This window comes from Streptomyces sp. bgisy130, assembly GCF_057708345.1.
Genome location: NZ_JBYISA010000032.1, coordinates 37,592 through 51,751, shown reverse-complemented (window position 1 = coordinate 51,751; position 14,160 = coordinate 37,592). Strand labels below are relative to the sequence as shown.

Here is a 14,160-nt window from a genome sequence, read left to right as displayed (position 1 = left end):
ACACCTGTCCGTCAGGCTGGTGTGCATGACTGAAGCATCCTTTGCCCCTTCCGCCCACCACCCGCACCGGCGCCGGGACGCCCGCCGGCCGGCCGCCCTCCTCGCGGCCGCGACGGCCGGCTTCCGCTTCTGGTGGTCACGACGCCACGAAAACGCCCCGCCGCCGACCGATACCGGCGCCGCGGCGCCGTCCTCCACCGGCCGGTCCCCGGGGGCCGGCGGCCAGGAGACGGTGCTGTGGCGGATGCGGACCACGGTCCGGGACGAGCCGGGCAGCCTGGCCGCGCTGTGCACGGCGCTGGGTGCCCGCCGGGTGGACATCCTCAGCCTCCAGACCCACCCGCTCTCCAACGGCACGGTCGACGAGTTCCTGCTGCGCGCGCCCGGCGCGCTGACCGCCGCCGAGCTCACCCGTACGGTCGCCGGCGCGGGCGGCACGCACAGCTGGCTGGAGCGGGCCGACGCACACGACCTCGTCGACGCGCCGACCCGGATGCTGGGCCTGGCGACCCGCACGGCCCTGGACTCCGCCGAACTCCCCCTGGCGCTACGGCAGTTGCTGGGACGCTGCACCATCCATTCGGTGCCCGCGCGCTCCCTGAACGGGCACCCGCTCGCCGAACAGGTCCCCACGGAGGGCGTGCTGGAGGAGCACCGGATGAAGTTCCGCGACCCCTCCGGGGGCTCGCTCACCATCGAAAGGCCGCAATTGCGGTTCACCCCCACCGAGTTCGCCCGGGTCCGGGCACTGGTCGAGCTGGATGCCCGGCTCGGCCAGCGGGTGCCGCCGCGGCGTGATGTGCTGACGCTCCCGGAGGGCAACGAGATCACCGTCCGCCGCGCGGACACCTCCGACCTGGCCGCGGCCCGGGAGATGCACGACCGCTGCTCGTCAAAGACCCTGGGGCTGCGCTACCACGGACCGGTCGGCGACGCGGACCGCTATCTCGGCCATCTGCTCAGCCCGCGGTTCGGCCGCACCCTGGCCGTGGAGACCGCCTCCGGCCGGCTGGTGGCGCTCGGCCATCTGCTGTGGGACGGCGACGAGACCGAGGTCGCGCTGCTGGTCGAGGACGCCTGGCAGCAGCGCGGTATCGGCGCCGAGCTGCTGCGCCGGCTGGTGGCGATGGCGGACGAGACCGGCTGCGAGAGCGTGTACGCGATCACCCAGGCCTCGAACACCGGCATGGTGGCCGCGATGCGCGGACTCGGGCTGCCGCTCGACTACCAGATCGAGGAAGGCACCCTGGTGATCACCGCCCGTCCGGCGGGGCTGCCCGCCGCACGGGAGCCGCGGGAGAGCGTACGCATCCATGACGGCAGCGGGCGCCGCTGAGTCCCCGGGAGCTCCACCGGACACCGGACATGGGCCCTAGCCGGCCGGGCGTGCTGCCACCCGGCCGGCCACGGCACCCGGCGAGGGCGCCGAAAAGCGACAGCAACGTATAGCTTTTTGGTGGTGACGCAGCGGGGCGATCCATACGAGGATGGCCGTATGTCCCACACCACTACTTCCGGGGGCGGCCCGCTGCCCCGCGAGGTCGCCGACGCCTATGTCGACGCCCTTGTCGAACTGGACCCGATCACCGGCACCTTCCTCGGCGTCGCCGAGAGCTCCGACAAGCTCCCCGACTTCTCTCCGACGGGCCAGGAAGCAGTGGCCCAGCTCGCCCGGACGACGCTGGAGAAGCTCACCGAGGCCGAGGCCCGGCCGGGCGCGGACAGCGCCGCCGAGCAGGTCTGTGCCCGGCTGCTGCGCGAGCGGCTGACCGCCGAGCTGGCGGTCCACGAGGCGGGCGAGGGCCTGCGCACGGTCAGCAACCTCAGCTCACCGCTGCACCACGTCCGTGAGGTCCTCACGGTCACCCCCGCCGAGACCGACGAGGACTGGGCGGCGATCGGCCGGCGGCTGCGGGCCGTACCCGCCGCGCTGGAGGGCTACCGCTCCGCGCTGGACGCCGGCCGCAAGCAGAACCTGCCCGCGGGACCGGTCCAGGTCCGCACCGTCATCGGCCAGTTGGACGAGTGGATCGGCACGGACCGCAGCTGGTTCGCCGAGTTCACCGACGCGGGCCCGGACGCGCTGCGCGGCGAGCTGACCGAGGCCGCCGAGGTGGCGACCGGCGCGCTGGTGGAGCTGCGTGACTGGTTCCGCGACACCTACGCCCCCGCCATCGAGGGCGCTCCGGACGTGGTGGGCCGGGAGCGCTACACCCGTCTCGCGCGCTACTTCAACGGCGCCGACGTCGACGCGGACGAGGCGTATGCGTACGGCTGGTCCGAGTTCCACCGGCTGCTGGCCGAGATGGAGACCGAGGCCGAGCGGGTGCTGCCCGGCGCGAAAACGCCATGGGAGGCGCTGGCCTGGTGCGATGAGCACGGTGAGGCGGTCGAGGGCGTCGAGGAGACCCGCCAGTGGCTCCAGTCGCTGATGGACGAGGCCATCGACGCGCTCGACGGCACCCACTTCGAGCTGGCGGAGCGGGTGCGCCGGGTCGAGTCCCGGATCGCCCCGCCCGGCGGCGCCGCCGCCCCGTATTACACCCAGCCGTCGCTGGACTTCTCCCGGCCCGGCCGGACCTGGCTGCCGACGATGGGCGAGACCCGCTTCCCGGCGTACGACCTGGTCTCCACCTGGTACCACGAGGGCGTCCCCGGCCATCATCTCCAGCTGGCGCAGTGGGCCCATGTCGCCGACTCGCTCTCGCGGTACCAGACGACGGTGGGCATCGTCAGCGCCAACGCCGAGGGCTGGGCGCTGTACGCCGAGCGGCTCATGGACGAACTGGGCTTCCTGACCAGCGCCGAACGCCGCCTGGGCTACCTGGACGCGCAGATGATGCGGGCCGTCCGGGTCATCATCGACATCGGGATGCATCTGGAGCTGGAGATCCCCGCGGACTCGCCCTTCCACCCGGGTGAGCGCTGGACGCCGCAGCTGGCGCACGAGTTCTTCGCCCGGCACAGCAGCCGTCCGGCCGACTTCGTCGAGAGCGAGATCATCCGCTATCAGGGCATGGCCGGACAGGCCATCGGCTACAAGCTCGGCGAGCGGGTGTGGCTGCAAGGCCGGGAGGCGGCCCGTGCCCGGCACGGCGCGGACTTCGATCTCAAGGCGTGGCACATGGCGGCGCTGTCGCAGGGTTCGCTGGGCCTGGACGATCTGCTGAGCGAGCTGTCGGCGCTCTGAGCAGGCCTTCCTGGGCGGCGGCGGGCCCTGCCTGTGGTGGCCGGGCCGCCGCCCCGTTCGTGGGGCAGCCTGCATCCCAGCGGGACGGAACCGGTGGGACGGCTCCGCTGTTCCCCGGCTTCAGCGCCGGAAGCCACCCTCGGAGTTGATGACCTGCCCGGTGATCCAGCCCGCCTCGTCGGTCGTCAGCCAAGCGATCAGGCGGGCCGCGTCGTCGGGCGTGCCCCACTGTCCGCCGGGGAAGCATCCGGCGACCCGCTCACGGAGCTCGCCGACCGCGTAACCGGTGTCCACCGGGCCCGGGTTGACAGTGTTCACGGTGACTCCGAGAGCGGCGAACGTGGTGGCCAGGCTGCGGGTCGCCGAGGCCAGCGCCCCCTTGGCCAGGCCGTAGGCGATCTCTTCCGGCATCCCGTCACCGAGGTCCTGGGGCGTCGTGCGGCACATAATGGTGCAGATAGACGCCCGCCCCGTAGGCGGCCAGCCGCCGGGCGACGGCGTAACCGATGCCCCGGCGCCGGCTCGCTCCGGTGACCAGGGCGGTACGGCCGAGAAGCGGCAACGGGTCGCGGCCCGGCGCCTCGGCCCCCGTGGCGGGCCGGAGGCCCTCGGCGGCCCTGCTCTTGTCGTAAGTCATGACACCCACCCTCGCCACCGCCGGCCGGGGCGTCACCCGCTTCTCCGGGCCGGTGCCCGCCCCCCCGCCGCCCGGTCAGCCGGTGACCGGCGGCCCATGACGGGCGGCCCGTGACCGGCGGCCATGACCGGCGCCCCGTGACGGCCCCCGCACTCAGCCCCGTACGCGGTGCCGGACCGTCGAGCCCGACCGGTCCTTGACGACCTCCAGTTGGGCGGGGATCCGCGCCTTGAGGTCGGCGACATGGCTGACGATGCCGACGCTGCGGTCCCGTTCGCGCAGCGAGTCCAGCACGTCCAGCACCTCGTCCAGGGTCTGTTCGTCCAGGCTGCCGAAGCCCTCGTCGATGAAGAGGGTGTCCAGTCGCGTGCCGCCCGCCTCGTCGGTGACGACATCGGCCAGGCCGAGCGCCAGCGCGAGCGAGGCGAAGAAGGTCTCGCCGCCGGAGAGACTGGAGGTGTCCCGCTCATGACCGGTCCAGGCGTCGATGACATGCAGCCCCAGGCCGGAACGCCGGGCGCCGCCGGCCCGTTCGTCGGAGTGGACGAGGGTGTAGCGGCCGGCGGACATCCGGTGCAGCCGGGCACTGGCGGCCGCCGCGACCTGTTCGAGCCGGGCGGCGAGCACATACGACTCCAGGCGCATCCGCCGCCCGTTCTCGCTGGACGTGCCCGCGGCGAGCGCGGCGAGGCGGGCGATGCGGTCGTGGGCGGCGCGCAGCGGGGCCAGCGCGCGGGCGTCGTCCTCGGCGCGGGCGGACAGCCGGTCGAGCTCGGCGCAGCGTTCCCGGGCCGCGGCATGAGTGGCGGAAGCGGTGCGCAGCCGGGCTGCCGCGGCCTGGTGCACGGACTGTGCGGCGGCCGGGTCGGCGGGCGGCAGCGCCGCCGCGGCCGCGGCTTCCGGATCGGCCAACTCGGCGTCCACGGCGGCGGATTCGGCCTGCCACTCATCGAGCCGTCGCTGGAGGGCCCGCCAGGCGTCGTCCTGGAGCAGCGCCGCCGCGGCGGCCTGCGGCGAGTCGAACCCGGCACGGTAGGCGGCGTCGGACAGTCCGGCGTCGGCCTCCTTGAGCCGCTGGGCGCAGGAGTTGGCCGTACGGGACGCCTCCGCCGCCGCGGCAAGCAGGGCCACCTGCCGCTCCAGCCGGGCGGCCCGGTCGGCGACGCTCGGGCTGTCGCCGCGCGCCCGGGTCAGCTCCTCTTCCAGGGCGGCCCGTTCGCGGTCCAGCGCCTCCCGGTGGGAAGTACGGGCAGCGGCCCGGCGCTCGGTCTGCTGCTGCTCGGCGCGACGCCGTTCGTATTCACGCTCGGCGCGCGCGAGCGCCTCGCGGGCGGCATGGAGGTCGGCCCCCTGCGCGTGGGCGTGGGCGAAGTCGGCGCGCAACTCCTCGACCTGCGCCGCGAGTTCGCCGGCCGGAGCATCTCCGGCCGTGGCGGCCGCGGCGGCCAGCGCCTCCTTGGCCGACTGACAGCGGGACTCCGCCTGCCCCCGCGCGTCCTCGGTCCGCCGGTGCGCGGCCAGCGCGGCTTCCTCGGCCGCCCGGTCGACATGGCCCGCACCGGCCCGCGCCGGTGCCGGGTGCTCGGTCGCGCCGCACACCGCGCAGGACTCGCCGTCTCGGAGGCCGTCCGCGAGCTCGGCGGCGATCCCGCGCAGCCTCCGGTCCTTGAGGTCGAGCCAGTGCTCGTGGGCCGCCGCGGACCGCTCCCTGGCGGCGAGCAGCTCCGCTTCCGCCGACCGCACCTCACCGCTGAGCCGGTCGCGGCGGCGGGCCGCTTCCCAGCGTTCGGCGGCCGGTTCGATACGGGCGCCGAGCTGTTCGGCCCGGGTGGCGGCGTCCTGCGCCGTCTCGATGCGCTGCTGGTGGGCGCGCCGGCCGTCGTCCCATGCGGCGAGCCATTCGGCGGCGTCCAGCAGCGTCTGCTCGTCGGCGCGCGCCTCGCGGTCGAGGACGGCGTGTTCCCGGCCGAGGTCGGCGGCCCGCCGCTCGGCCCGCCGGGCCGCGCCGAGCGATCCCAGATCCTCCCGCAACTCCCTTTCCAATAGGGCGAGTTGCTCGCTCTCCGCATCGGCAAGATCCGGCGGCAGCGGGCTTCGGTGCTGTCGCTCGGCGCGCTGCGCGGCGTCCAGCTCACGCCAGGCGGCGTCGCGCAGCGCCAGCGCGGGCGCGACCTCCGCGGCCGCACGGGCCTGCTCCAGCCGCTCGCGGGTACGGGCGCGCTCCTCGGCATGGGCCGCCAGCCGGGCGGCCCGGCGCCGGGCGTCCGCGTACCGCTGCTGGAGCCGGTCGCGTTCACGGGCCTCCTCCCAGCGCGCGACCGCCGTCCGCTCGGCGGCCTCGGCGGTGTGCAGCCCGGAGGCCGCGACCGCCAGCCGTTCGCGTGCGCTCACCCGGGCGACCGCCGCCCTGACCAGCACCGCGTCCGCGAAGCCCGGCTCGCCGGGGCCCGGTGCGGCGGGGTCTTCCGCGGCGCCACTACGGGCCGATGCGGCCGGTCCGCCAGGCTCCACGGCCCCGGCCTGCCCCGGTACGGTCGCCCGCTTCGTGGCCGTCGCCGCCGTCGCCCGCCCGCGCCCGCCGGCCGCCGTGGTACGTCCGCGCGACGGTCCGCCCTGCGGCGGCGCCGTCCCTGCCCGGTCCGGCGCCGGGACCGACGGATCGGTGAGGTCGGCGCTCTCCCCCGCCGCCTGTGCCATCCGGTGCGCCAGCGCCAGCAGCCGTTCGTCGCCGGTGGTGACGGTGTCCGCGGCGGCCCTGCGGCGCGCGGTCAACTGCTCCTCGAGCGCGGCGAACCGCCGGGTGTCGAAGAGCCGCCCCAGCAGCCGGGCGCGCGCCTCGGCATCGGCCCGCAGAAAGCGCGCGAAGTCACCCTGCGGCAGCAGCACCACCTGGCAGAACTGCTCCTTGCTCATACCGAGCAGCTGCCCGATCTCCTCGCCGATCTCCTGGTGCGAACGGCTCAGCGCCTTCCAGTGACCACCGGCCTCCGGCCCGTCGCCGGCCCCCGGCCCGTCGCCATCCCCCGGCTCCCCGCCCCCGGCCGGCACGAACTCCCGCAGCCTGCTCTGTGCCTTCTCCTTCGTCGTGCCGGTGCCCCGCTTCTTGGGGCGTGGCTGCTCGGGCAGCCGGGTGATCTCCAACCGCCGTTCGCCCACGGTCAGTTCGAGGACGACCTCGGTGAGCGTCAGCGGGTCCGCCAGATCGCTGCGCAGCGCCTGGCCGCTCTGCCGCGCCCCGGGGACCGACCCGTACAGCGCGAAGCACACCGCGTCCAGAACCGAGGTCTTGCCCGCCCCCGTCGGGCCGTGCAGCAGAAAGAGACCGTCCCGTGTCAGCCGGTCGAAGTCGATGGTCTGGGTGCCGCCGAACGGCCCGAAGGCGGTGAGCGAGAGCCGGTGCAGCCTCAACGCGCCACCTCGGCCGCCATATCGCCGACACGTACCTCGTCGATCGCCGAGCGCAATTCGGCCCGCTCCTGCTCATCGGCCGCGCGGCCGGACCGTACATGTTCCACGAAGTCCTCGGCGATCTCCTGGTCACTGCGTCCGCGCAGCCGCTGCGCGTACGACGCCAGCGAGCGGGTGGGCCCGTCGTCGGGGTCGAAGACCAGGCTGACGAGGTGCGGGAAGCGCTTGACCAGCCGGGCCATGGGCTCATGCGGGCGAGCGGTGTCGGTGAGGGTCGCCTCGACCCAGGAGTCCTCGTGCCGGGCCGGCCCGGGGTCTTCCAGCAGCTGCTCCAGCCGTCCGCGGATACGGGCCAGCGGCCGCGGCACCGGGCAGTCCACCCGTTCCGCGTGCACGGCGCCGTCCGCGTCGAGATCGACGATCCATGACGACTTGCGGTGCTCGGCCTCGGAGAAGGAGTAGGCGAGCGGAGATCCGGAGTAGCGGACCCGCTCGGTGAGGGTCTGACAGCCGTGCAGATGCCCGAGGGCGACATAGTCCACCCCGTCGAAGACGGCCACGGGGACCGAGGCGACCCCGCCGACGGTGATATCGCGCTCGCTGTCACTGACCGCGCCGCCGGTGACGAAGGCATGCGCCAGCACCACGGAGCGCGTCCCCGCGGGCCGCCCGGCGAGATCGGCCCGTACCCGCTCCATGGCCGCGCCGAGCACCTCCGCATGGTCGGCGCGCCGCGCCCCGAGGGTGTCGCGGACCATGGCGGGTTCGAGATACGGCAGCCCGTAGAGCGCCACCGGACCATGGGCATCGGCGAGCAGCACGGGGGTACCACAGTCGGCCGGGTCGGTCCGCAGGTGGATGCCGGCCCGCTCCATCAGCCCGGAACCGACGCCCAGCCGGCGGGCCGAGTCATGGTTGCCGGAGATCATCACCGTCGGGACCCCGAGCCCGGCGAGCCGGTGCAGCGCGTCGTCGAACAGCTCGACGGCGGCGAGCGGCGGCACCGCACGGTCGTAGACATCGCCCGCGACCAGCACCGCGTCGATCTCCCGGGCACGCACCGTCTCGACGAGATGATCGAGGAACGCGCGCTGTGCGGAGAGCAGATTCACCCGGTGAAACGACCGCCCGAGATGCCAGTCGGAGGTGTGCAGAAATCTCACCCAGCCACTCCGACCTGCATATTTCCCCTCCGAGAGCCCACGCGCCAGCACCCGACCACCACAGTCCGGCAACCGGCTCCCACCACGGCGGCCACTGTCCGCACCCCGTTCCTTGCGGGCCTCATTCTTGCATCCGTGGCCGGTGCAGGTGTCCGCATCCACATGGCCGTTCAGCCGAACAGAAACGGCATCAGCTCGCCGGTGCGGTACCGGAACGCCTGCCGTAGAGCGACAGGGAGCTGCCACCGGCCCGGGCAGCGACGCACCCGGCCTCCGCCGACGTCAACTACGCGCCGAACCCGCCCACTCAGAGCTCCCCATAAGCCTCACCCCCCAGCTCCAGCCGCGCCGTACCGGCCGTGGTGTCCGCCAGCCAGGCGCGGAAGGCGTCCAGATCGGCCTCCGGCAGCCCGATCTCGATGCGTACCTCCGCCCCGTACGTCACCTCACGCACCGCCCGCCCAGTGGTGCGCAGGTCGTTCTCCACCCGGCCGGCCCGCTGGTGGTCGACGGTGACCGTCACCAGGCGGAAGCGCTGCCGGGTGACCGTGCCCAGTGTGTCGAGCGCCTCGCCGACGACGCCCCCATAGGCGCGGATGAGGCCGCCGGCGCCGAGCTTGACGCCGCCGAAGTAGCGGGTGACGACGGCGACGACGTAACGGACCTCGCGGCGCACCAGCATCTGAAGCATCGGCACGCCCGCGGTACCGCCCGGCTCGCCGTCGTCGCTCGCCTTCTGGATACCGCCGTCGGCGCCCAGGACGTAGGCGAAGCAGTGGTGGCGGGCGGTGGGGTGCTCCTTGCGGATGCGCGCGATGAAGTCCTGGGCCTCGGTCTCGGTCGCGACGGGCGCGAGCGCGCAGAGGAAGCGGGACTTGTTGATCTCGATCTCGTGGACACCCTCGCGCGCGAGCGTGCGGTACTGCTCCTGCATCGGACCAGCCTATGCGGCCCCTCTGACAGGCGGGCAACGGCCGGTCCCGGTGGCCCGCGCCGCGCGGGGGTGTCCGCCGTAAGGGCGCGGGGGTCCGCCGTACGGGCGCAGTGCGCACGGCCACGCGGCGTACCCGCCCCGTCCGCACGGTGCGTCGGGGAGACGTCCGCGCTGCCCGTGGGCACTGTGAGGGCGGTGCGAGAGCCTCGTTTCCGGGGCCCCGCTCGTACAGGTAGGAACGGCGGGTTTGCGGAGGGCTGCATGGAAGAGAGCACACAGTCGGCGATGACGGCGGGCGCCCCGGTGACGGGCGACGAGATGCCCGAGCCCCCGCCGGAGGTCATCGAGGCGGCACGCACGGCGCCCGACCACTGGCTGGCCATGGTGGATCTGACCTGGCGGGGAGAGGGGCCGCCACCGCTCTGGGCGCTGATCGGCCAGTGGCGGTCGGGCCCGACGGGCGAGATCGAGGAATGGCGGGACAATCCGGAGTACCGGCCGTCGCCCCAGATGCTGGACTGGTCCGAGCCGACGGACCCGGTCGACGGCGCACTTCAGCTCGCCGCGACCGGCTACGGGCCGGGGCAGGACGTCTCGGAGGCGCTGGCACGCGCGGAGGTCTCCGTCCTGGTGACCGCCACCGGTACGCCACTGGCCGCCGCCTCGCCCGAGGGCACCCCGGTGATCCCCGTCTACACCTCGCAGAGCTACCTCGAATCGGTGGGCCGGCTGCTGTACGACCGCCGGCCGGTGGCCGAACTCGTCGAGCAGCTGCCGCCGGGGCATGCCCTGTACCTCAACCCGACCGGGCCGGTGAGCATGCTGGTGGACACCGAGGAGCTGCGTGCGGCGCTGGCCGGGGTGACCGGGACGGAGGCGCGGGAGCCTGCCGCTCCCGTAGCGCCGCGGCCCGGGACCGGGGCCGGCGGGACCGAGCCCGTCGGCAGCGGCCGGGGGATCGGCAAACCGGCCCGCACCGCGAAGGGCAGCACCGTGGTCGGGGCCGGGATGGCCGGCAGCGGAATGGCCCGCGGCGCGAACTGAACCACCGCGCAGAAGACCCGCCCCGCCCGTCTTCCCCTTCGGGCGGGGCGTCTGCCGTACGGCGCACACCGGCTGCCGCCACCCCGCGGAGTGGTCGCCCTCCGCGACGGGAATCTCCGGGTCACGCCGTCCGTTGAGCGGCACAGGACCCTTCCATCCGCAGGAGGCAGTGCGTGTACGGCGACCCCAGCACGATCCGCAGGATTCTGACCGAGCTCGGCGACACCTGGGCGGTCGTGGGCCTGTCCAACAACGACCAGCGCCCGGCGCACGGCGTCGCGGAGGTGCTCCAGCGCTACGGGAAGCGGATCGTGCCGGTGCACCCGAAGGCCGAGCACGTCCATGGCGAGCAGGGCTACCCCTCGCTCTCCGCGATCCCCTTCCCGGTCGACGTGGTCGACGTCTTCGTCAACAGCGAGCTGGCCGGCCCGGTCGCCGATGAGGCCGTAACGGTCGGCGCGAAGGCCGTCTGGTTCCAGCTCGGGGTGGTCGACGAGGCGGCCTGGGACCGCGTGCGCGACTCGGGCCTCGACATGGTGATGGACCGCTGCCCAGCGATCGAACTGCCGCGTCTGGGCTGAGCAGGCGGGCCGAATGCACCTGGCCTGAAAAGCCCCGTCCGCTTGGCTCGCGAACGGGGCTTCGGGGGTGCGCTGTGTTACTCGGGCCTGGGCTCGGCGTCAGGGAGGATGAAGCCCCGTACGGGGATCGTCTCCTCCTGCTCCTCCACCTGAGCCTCGCGGTAGGCAGCCACGAGGGCGGCGTACCGCGAATTGATCAACTCGGCCATGGGGGCTCCAATCGACGCACCGAGTGTGGCAGACCTCGGTTACGGCTTGTCCCGGCACGGCGGGCGGGGCGTCGGCATGGGCTTGATGGGCCCGGTGTCCGACGGCGAGTGCTGACACTTCGCGGAGACCGCGATGAGTTGATCACCCGTCGGGGCTCCCCACAGCTCCTCGTCGACGTCGTACCCGGCAATGCGGATGGCGTCCTGCGTGCGCACCAAGATCAGCGGGTCGTAGTTGTCCGGGGCGTAGCCGGGGTAGTGGTGGACGAAGTCGCCCAGCGATGCGCACAACTCCTCGTACACCTTCGTATGGAGGATGAGCGCATGCCAGCCTTCGTCCACGACGCGGGAGGGAGCCAGAGCGACGTCAGGCATCCTGCCGCAGGCGACCACGAACTTCAGTCCCTCGTTCGCGATGCGCTGTGCCATACCCGCGTCCATACCGGGATTGGCGTCCTGCACGGTCCCGACGACGCTCAGAAATGCTGCCGGGCTGATCAGATCGCTTACCGTTAACATGTGCGGCCCTTCTTCCAGTTGTGTCGTACGGCTGCCGCCTCCGGCCGTGATCGCTGTCCAGGCATTCGGCCGGAGACGGCTCTTCTCTTCTTCGGTGCAGGGAGCGCCCCGGTCATGACCTCACCGGGGTCTGGTGGGTCCGCCGCCAGAGGTCTCTTTCCGGTTGTGGAGGAGAAGCTCCGTTGATGCGATCGCAGCTGCCGCGTAGTCCCGGCGTTTACGCGCCTCGTCCCGCACCTTCACCCACGCTGTGCAGTCTGGGCAGTTCGGAGACGGCGTAGACAGTCCTCCGTACGGCTCCGTCAGCTGCATCGAGGGCGTCTGGATCCCTCTCGGTTCGCTCATGTATCCAATAGACGCCGCCACAGGGGACGTTGGTATGCCCATAGTCGGGACGGAACGGCCTCTTCGGCTCTATCGTCCTCAGTGGCCCATACGTCCCGGGGAGAGACCTTGAATGCTGCGCTGCGAGACGCTATGGCGAGTGCCGGCGTCCGGCCCCGACAGCTAGCACGTATGGTCGGGGTTGAACACAAGACCGTAGAACGATGGCTGAGCAACCCTGACCGGGCTCCCCGCGAATCCACCCAGGAGGATGTCGGCCGCGCGCTAGGAGTGGCCCCCATGGCTCTGTGGCCCAAGTCGGTGCGTTCTCACGTCAAGACGGGGCACGACCGCGAGATCATCGCGGCCTACCCTTTCCGTAGCGCCGCCCCCACGTCCCTGTGGGCGTCGCTCATCGACGGGGCATCCCAGAATCTGGCGTTCGCCGGCTACACCAATTACTTCCTGTGGCAGCAGCACCCCCGCCTAGGGGCGCGGCTGAAGGCCAAGGCCGATGCCGGTGTCCGGATCCGCTTCCTGGTCGGCGATCCGGAGTCGGACGTCACCCGCAAGCGGGAAGAAGTGGAGGGCGTCCCCCTCACGGTCAGCACGCGCATCAAGATCACGCTGGATGCCCTGGGGAAGATGGGCGAGACCCGTGGGATCGAAGCCCGATTCAGCGATCAGCACATCGCGCTGTCCGTCTTCCAGTTCGATGACCAAATGCTCGTCACCCCGCACATCGCCTCATTGCTCGGCGACGAGTCCCCCATGCTCCACCTCCGCCGGCTGGAGGACGACGGGCTGTACGACCGGTTCGCCAGTCACGTGACGGCACTGTGGGAGGACGGCCGACCGGTACAGCTGTAGTCCACGGACGCACGCGACCGGCCGGGCCCGCAGCCCTCAGGCCACCCCCAGGCCGTCCAACACCGTCGCGCCCGGCAGTTCGGCCAGGGCCTTGCCGGGGACGATGAGTTTGCCGCGGCGGCTGCCGCTGCCGATCAGGGCGTAGGGGGTGTCGATGACGGCGGCGTCCACGAGCAGTGGCCAGTCGGTGGGCAGGCCGATCGGGGTGATCCCGCCGTACTCCATCCCGCTGGCGCCGACCGCCTTGTCCATCGGCGCGAACGACGCCTTGCGTGCGCCCAGTTGACGGCGCACCACTCCGTTGACGTCGACGCGGGTGTGCGAGAGGACGACGCAGGCGGCCAGGGTGGTCTCGCCGCCGCGCTTGCCGGCCACCACCACGCAGTTCGCCGACTGCTCCAGGAGCCAGGGGCCGTAGCGCTCGACGAGCAGCGCGGTGTCCGCGATCGCCGGATCCGTGTCGACGTGGCGCAGCTCCTCGACGGGTACGGAACCGCTCCAGGCACGGATCGCGGCGGCCACCGGCTCGGGCAGCAGGTCCAGGCACTCGACGGCGGGCCGGACCTCGTCAAAGGCATCCATAGGGACGGGCATGCCCGTCAAGCTAACAGCCGGGGCGGCCGGGCTGCGGGCCGTCTCAGCGGACGGGCGGGATGATCACCGACATGGTCATCTCGACCGGTTCCGTGCCGTCGTTGCGGTAGCCGTGCGGGACCTTGGCCTCGAAGGTCGCCGAGGCGCCGGCGGGCACCTCGTGCTCCTCGCCCTCCACGACCAGCGTCAGCGTGCCCGCCCGGACATGCAGCAGTTCGACGGTGCCGGGCGGATGCGGATCGGAGCCGCTGCTGTCGCCGGGCATCAGCCGCCAGTCCCACAGTTCGAACGGTCCGGGTGCTTCGGCGCCTACCAGGAGCGAGGTGAAGCTGCCGGCGTCGGTGGACCAGAGCCGGACCGCCTCCTGCGGCGCCACGATGCGTACCTGCGGGCCCTGTTCGTAGTCGAGGAGCGTGGTGATGCTGACGCCGAGCGCGTCGGCGATCTTGACGGTGGTCCCCACGCTGGGGTTCGTACGGGCCTGTTCAATCTGGATGATCATGCCGCGGCTGACACCGGCGCGGGCCGCCAGCGCATCGAGGGTGAAGCCGCGCTCGGCACGCCAGTGTCTGAGGTTACGGGCGAGCGACTGGGTGAGCTGGTCGAGATCCGTCACGGTCCGTCCAAGTCGAGACTCAAGGCCAATATATTCGATACCTCAGTGCAGCCTGTTGCACTACGGTGTGG

General features: G+C 72.7%; 12 protein-coding genes and 1 pseudogene. 5 read left to right on the top strand and 8 right to left on the bottom strand.

The genetic code is table 11. From position 1 onward, the window contains the following. Positions 1-25: 25 nt before the first annotated feature. The gene (locus tag AC3EUV_RS29950; RefSeq protein WP_435604282.1) at positions 26-1,336 is read left to right on the top strand and encodes a GNAT family N-acetyltransferase; all 1,311 of its coding nucleotides are present in this window, start codon (positions 26-28) and stop codon (positions 1,334-1,336) included. Between the two features lie 159 nt (positions 1,337-1,495). Further along, the gene (locus tag AC3EUV_RS29945; RefSeq protein ID WP_432144568.1) at positions 1,496-3,190 is read left to right on the top strand and encodes a DUF885 domain-containing protein; all 1,695 of its coding nucleotides are present in this window, start codon (positions 1,496-1,498) and stop codon (positions 3,188-3,190) included. Between the two features lie 120 nt (positions 3,191-3,310). Here AC3EUV_RS29945 and AC3EUV_RS29940 read toward each other — a convergent pair. The 4 genes and pseudogenes from AC3EUV_RS29940 to AC3EUV_RS29925 form a co-directional block, all read right to left on the bottom strand. Beyond that, positions 3,311-3,827 (bottom strand): annotated as a pseudogene (locus AC3EUV_RS29940) (SDR family oxidoreductase). A gap of 153 nt (positions 3,828-3,980) precedes the next feature. Continuing rightward, a complete protein-coding gene (locus tag AC3EUV_RS29935; RefSeq protein ID WP_432144567.1) occupies positions 3,981-7,235 on the bottom strand; it encodes an AAA family ATPase in 3,255 nt (1,084 codons plus the stop codon). Continuing rightward, positions 7,232-8,398 carry an exonuclease SbcCD subunit D gene (locus AC3EUV_RS29930; RefSeq protein WP_387240815.1) on the bottom strand — a complete coding sequence of 389 codons (1,167 nt, stop codon included), beginning with the start codon at positions 8,396-8,398 and terminating at the stop codon, positions 7,232-7,234. Before AC3EUV_RS29930 ends, AC3EUV_RS29935 begins: the two co-directional genes overlap by 4 nt. A 307-nt stretch (positions 8,399-8,705) precedes the next feature. Then, positions 8,706-9,332 (bottom strand): YigZ family protein, encoded by a 627-nt coding sequence (locus AC3EUV_RS29925; protein ID WP_387240812.1) that lies wholly within the window; start codon positions 9,330-9,332, stop codon positions 8,706-8,708. Positions 9,333-9,593: 261 nt separating this feature from the next. Here AC3EUV_RS29925 and AC3EUV_RS29920 point away from each other — a divergent pair, with 261 nt between their 5' ends. Both AC3EUV_RS29920 and AC3EUV_RS29915 read left to right on the top strand, forming a co-directional pair. Next, positions 9,594-10,376 (top strand): type VII secretion system-associated protein, encoded by a 783-nt coding sequence (locus tag AC3EUV_RS29920; RefSeq protein ID WP_432144566.1) that lies wholly within the window; start codon positions 9,594-9,596, stop codon positions 10,374-10,376. A 173-nt stretch (positions 10,377-10,549) separates the two neighbouring features. Continuing rightward, positions 10,550-10,957 (top strand): CoA-binding protein, encoded by a 408-nt coding sequence (locus AC3EUV_RS29915; RefSeq protein ID WP_432144565.1) that lies wholly within the window; start codon positions 10,550-10,552, stop codon positions 10,955-10,957. Positions 10,958-11,034: 77 nt separating this feature from the next. On the opposite strand, the gene AC3EUV_RS29910 is transcribed toward AC3EUV_RS29915, so the two are convergent. Both AC3EUV_RS29910 and AC3EUV_RS29905 read right to left on the bottom strand, forming a co-directional pair. Beyond that, positions 11,035-11,166, bottom strand: coding sequence for a hypothetical protein (locus AC3EUV_RS29910; protein ID WP_432144564.1), 132 nt, complete (start codon positions 11,164-11,166; stop codon positions 11,035-11,037). Between the two features lie 39 nt (positions 11,167-11,205). Beyond that, positions 11,206-11,685, bottom strand: coding sequence for a glycine-rich domain-containing protein (locus AC3EUV_RS29905; RefSeq protein ID WP_432144563.1), 480 nt, complete (start codon positions 11,683-11,685; stop codon positions 11,206-11,208). A 624-nt stretch (positions 11,686-12,309) separates the two neighbouring features. Here AC3EUV_RS29905 and AC3EUV_RS29900 point away from each other — a divergent pair. Beyond that, positions 12,310-12,879, top strand: coding sequence for a DUF5919 domain-containing protein (locus AC3EUV_RS29900; RefSeq protein ID WP_432144562.1), 570 nt, complete (start codon positions 12,310-12,312; stop codon positions 12,877-12,879). Positions 12,880-12,915: 36 nt separating this feature from the next. Here AC3EUV_RS29900 and AC3EUV_RS29895 read toward each other — a convergent pair whose 3' ends face one another. Both AC3EUV_RS29895 and AC3EUV_RS29890 read right to left on the bottom strand, forming a co-directional pair. Next, positions 12,916-13,473 carry a YbaK/EbsC family protein gene (locus tag AC3EUV_RS29895; RefSeq protein WP_435604281.1) on the bottom strand — a complete coding sequence of 186 codons (558 nt, stop codon included), beginning with the start codon at positions 13,471-13,473 and terminating at the stop codon, positions 12,916-12,918. A 43-nt stretch (positions 13,474-13,516) separates the two neighbouring features. Then, positions 13,517-14,089, bottom strand: coding sequence for a helix-turn-helix domain-containing protein (locus tag AC3EUV_RS29890; RefSeq protein WP_435604280.1), 573 nt, complete (start codon positions 14,087-14,089; stop codon positions 13,517-13,519). Between the last annotated feature and the right edge of the window lie 71 nt (positions 14,090-14,160).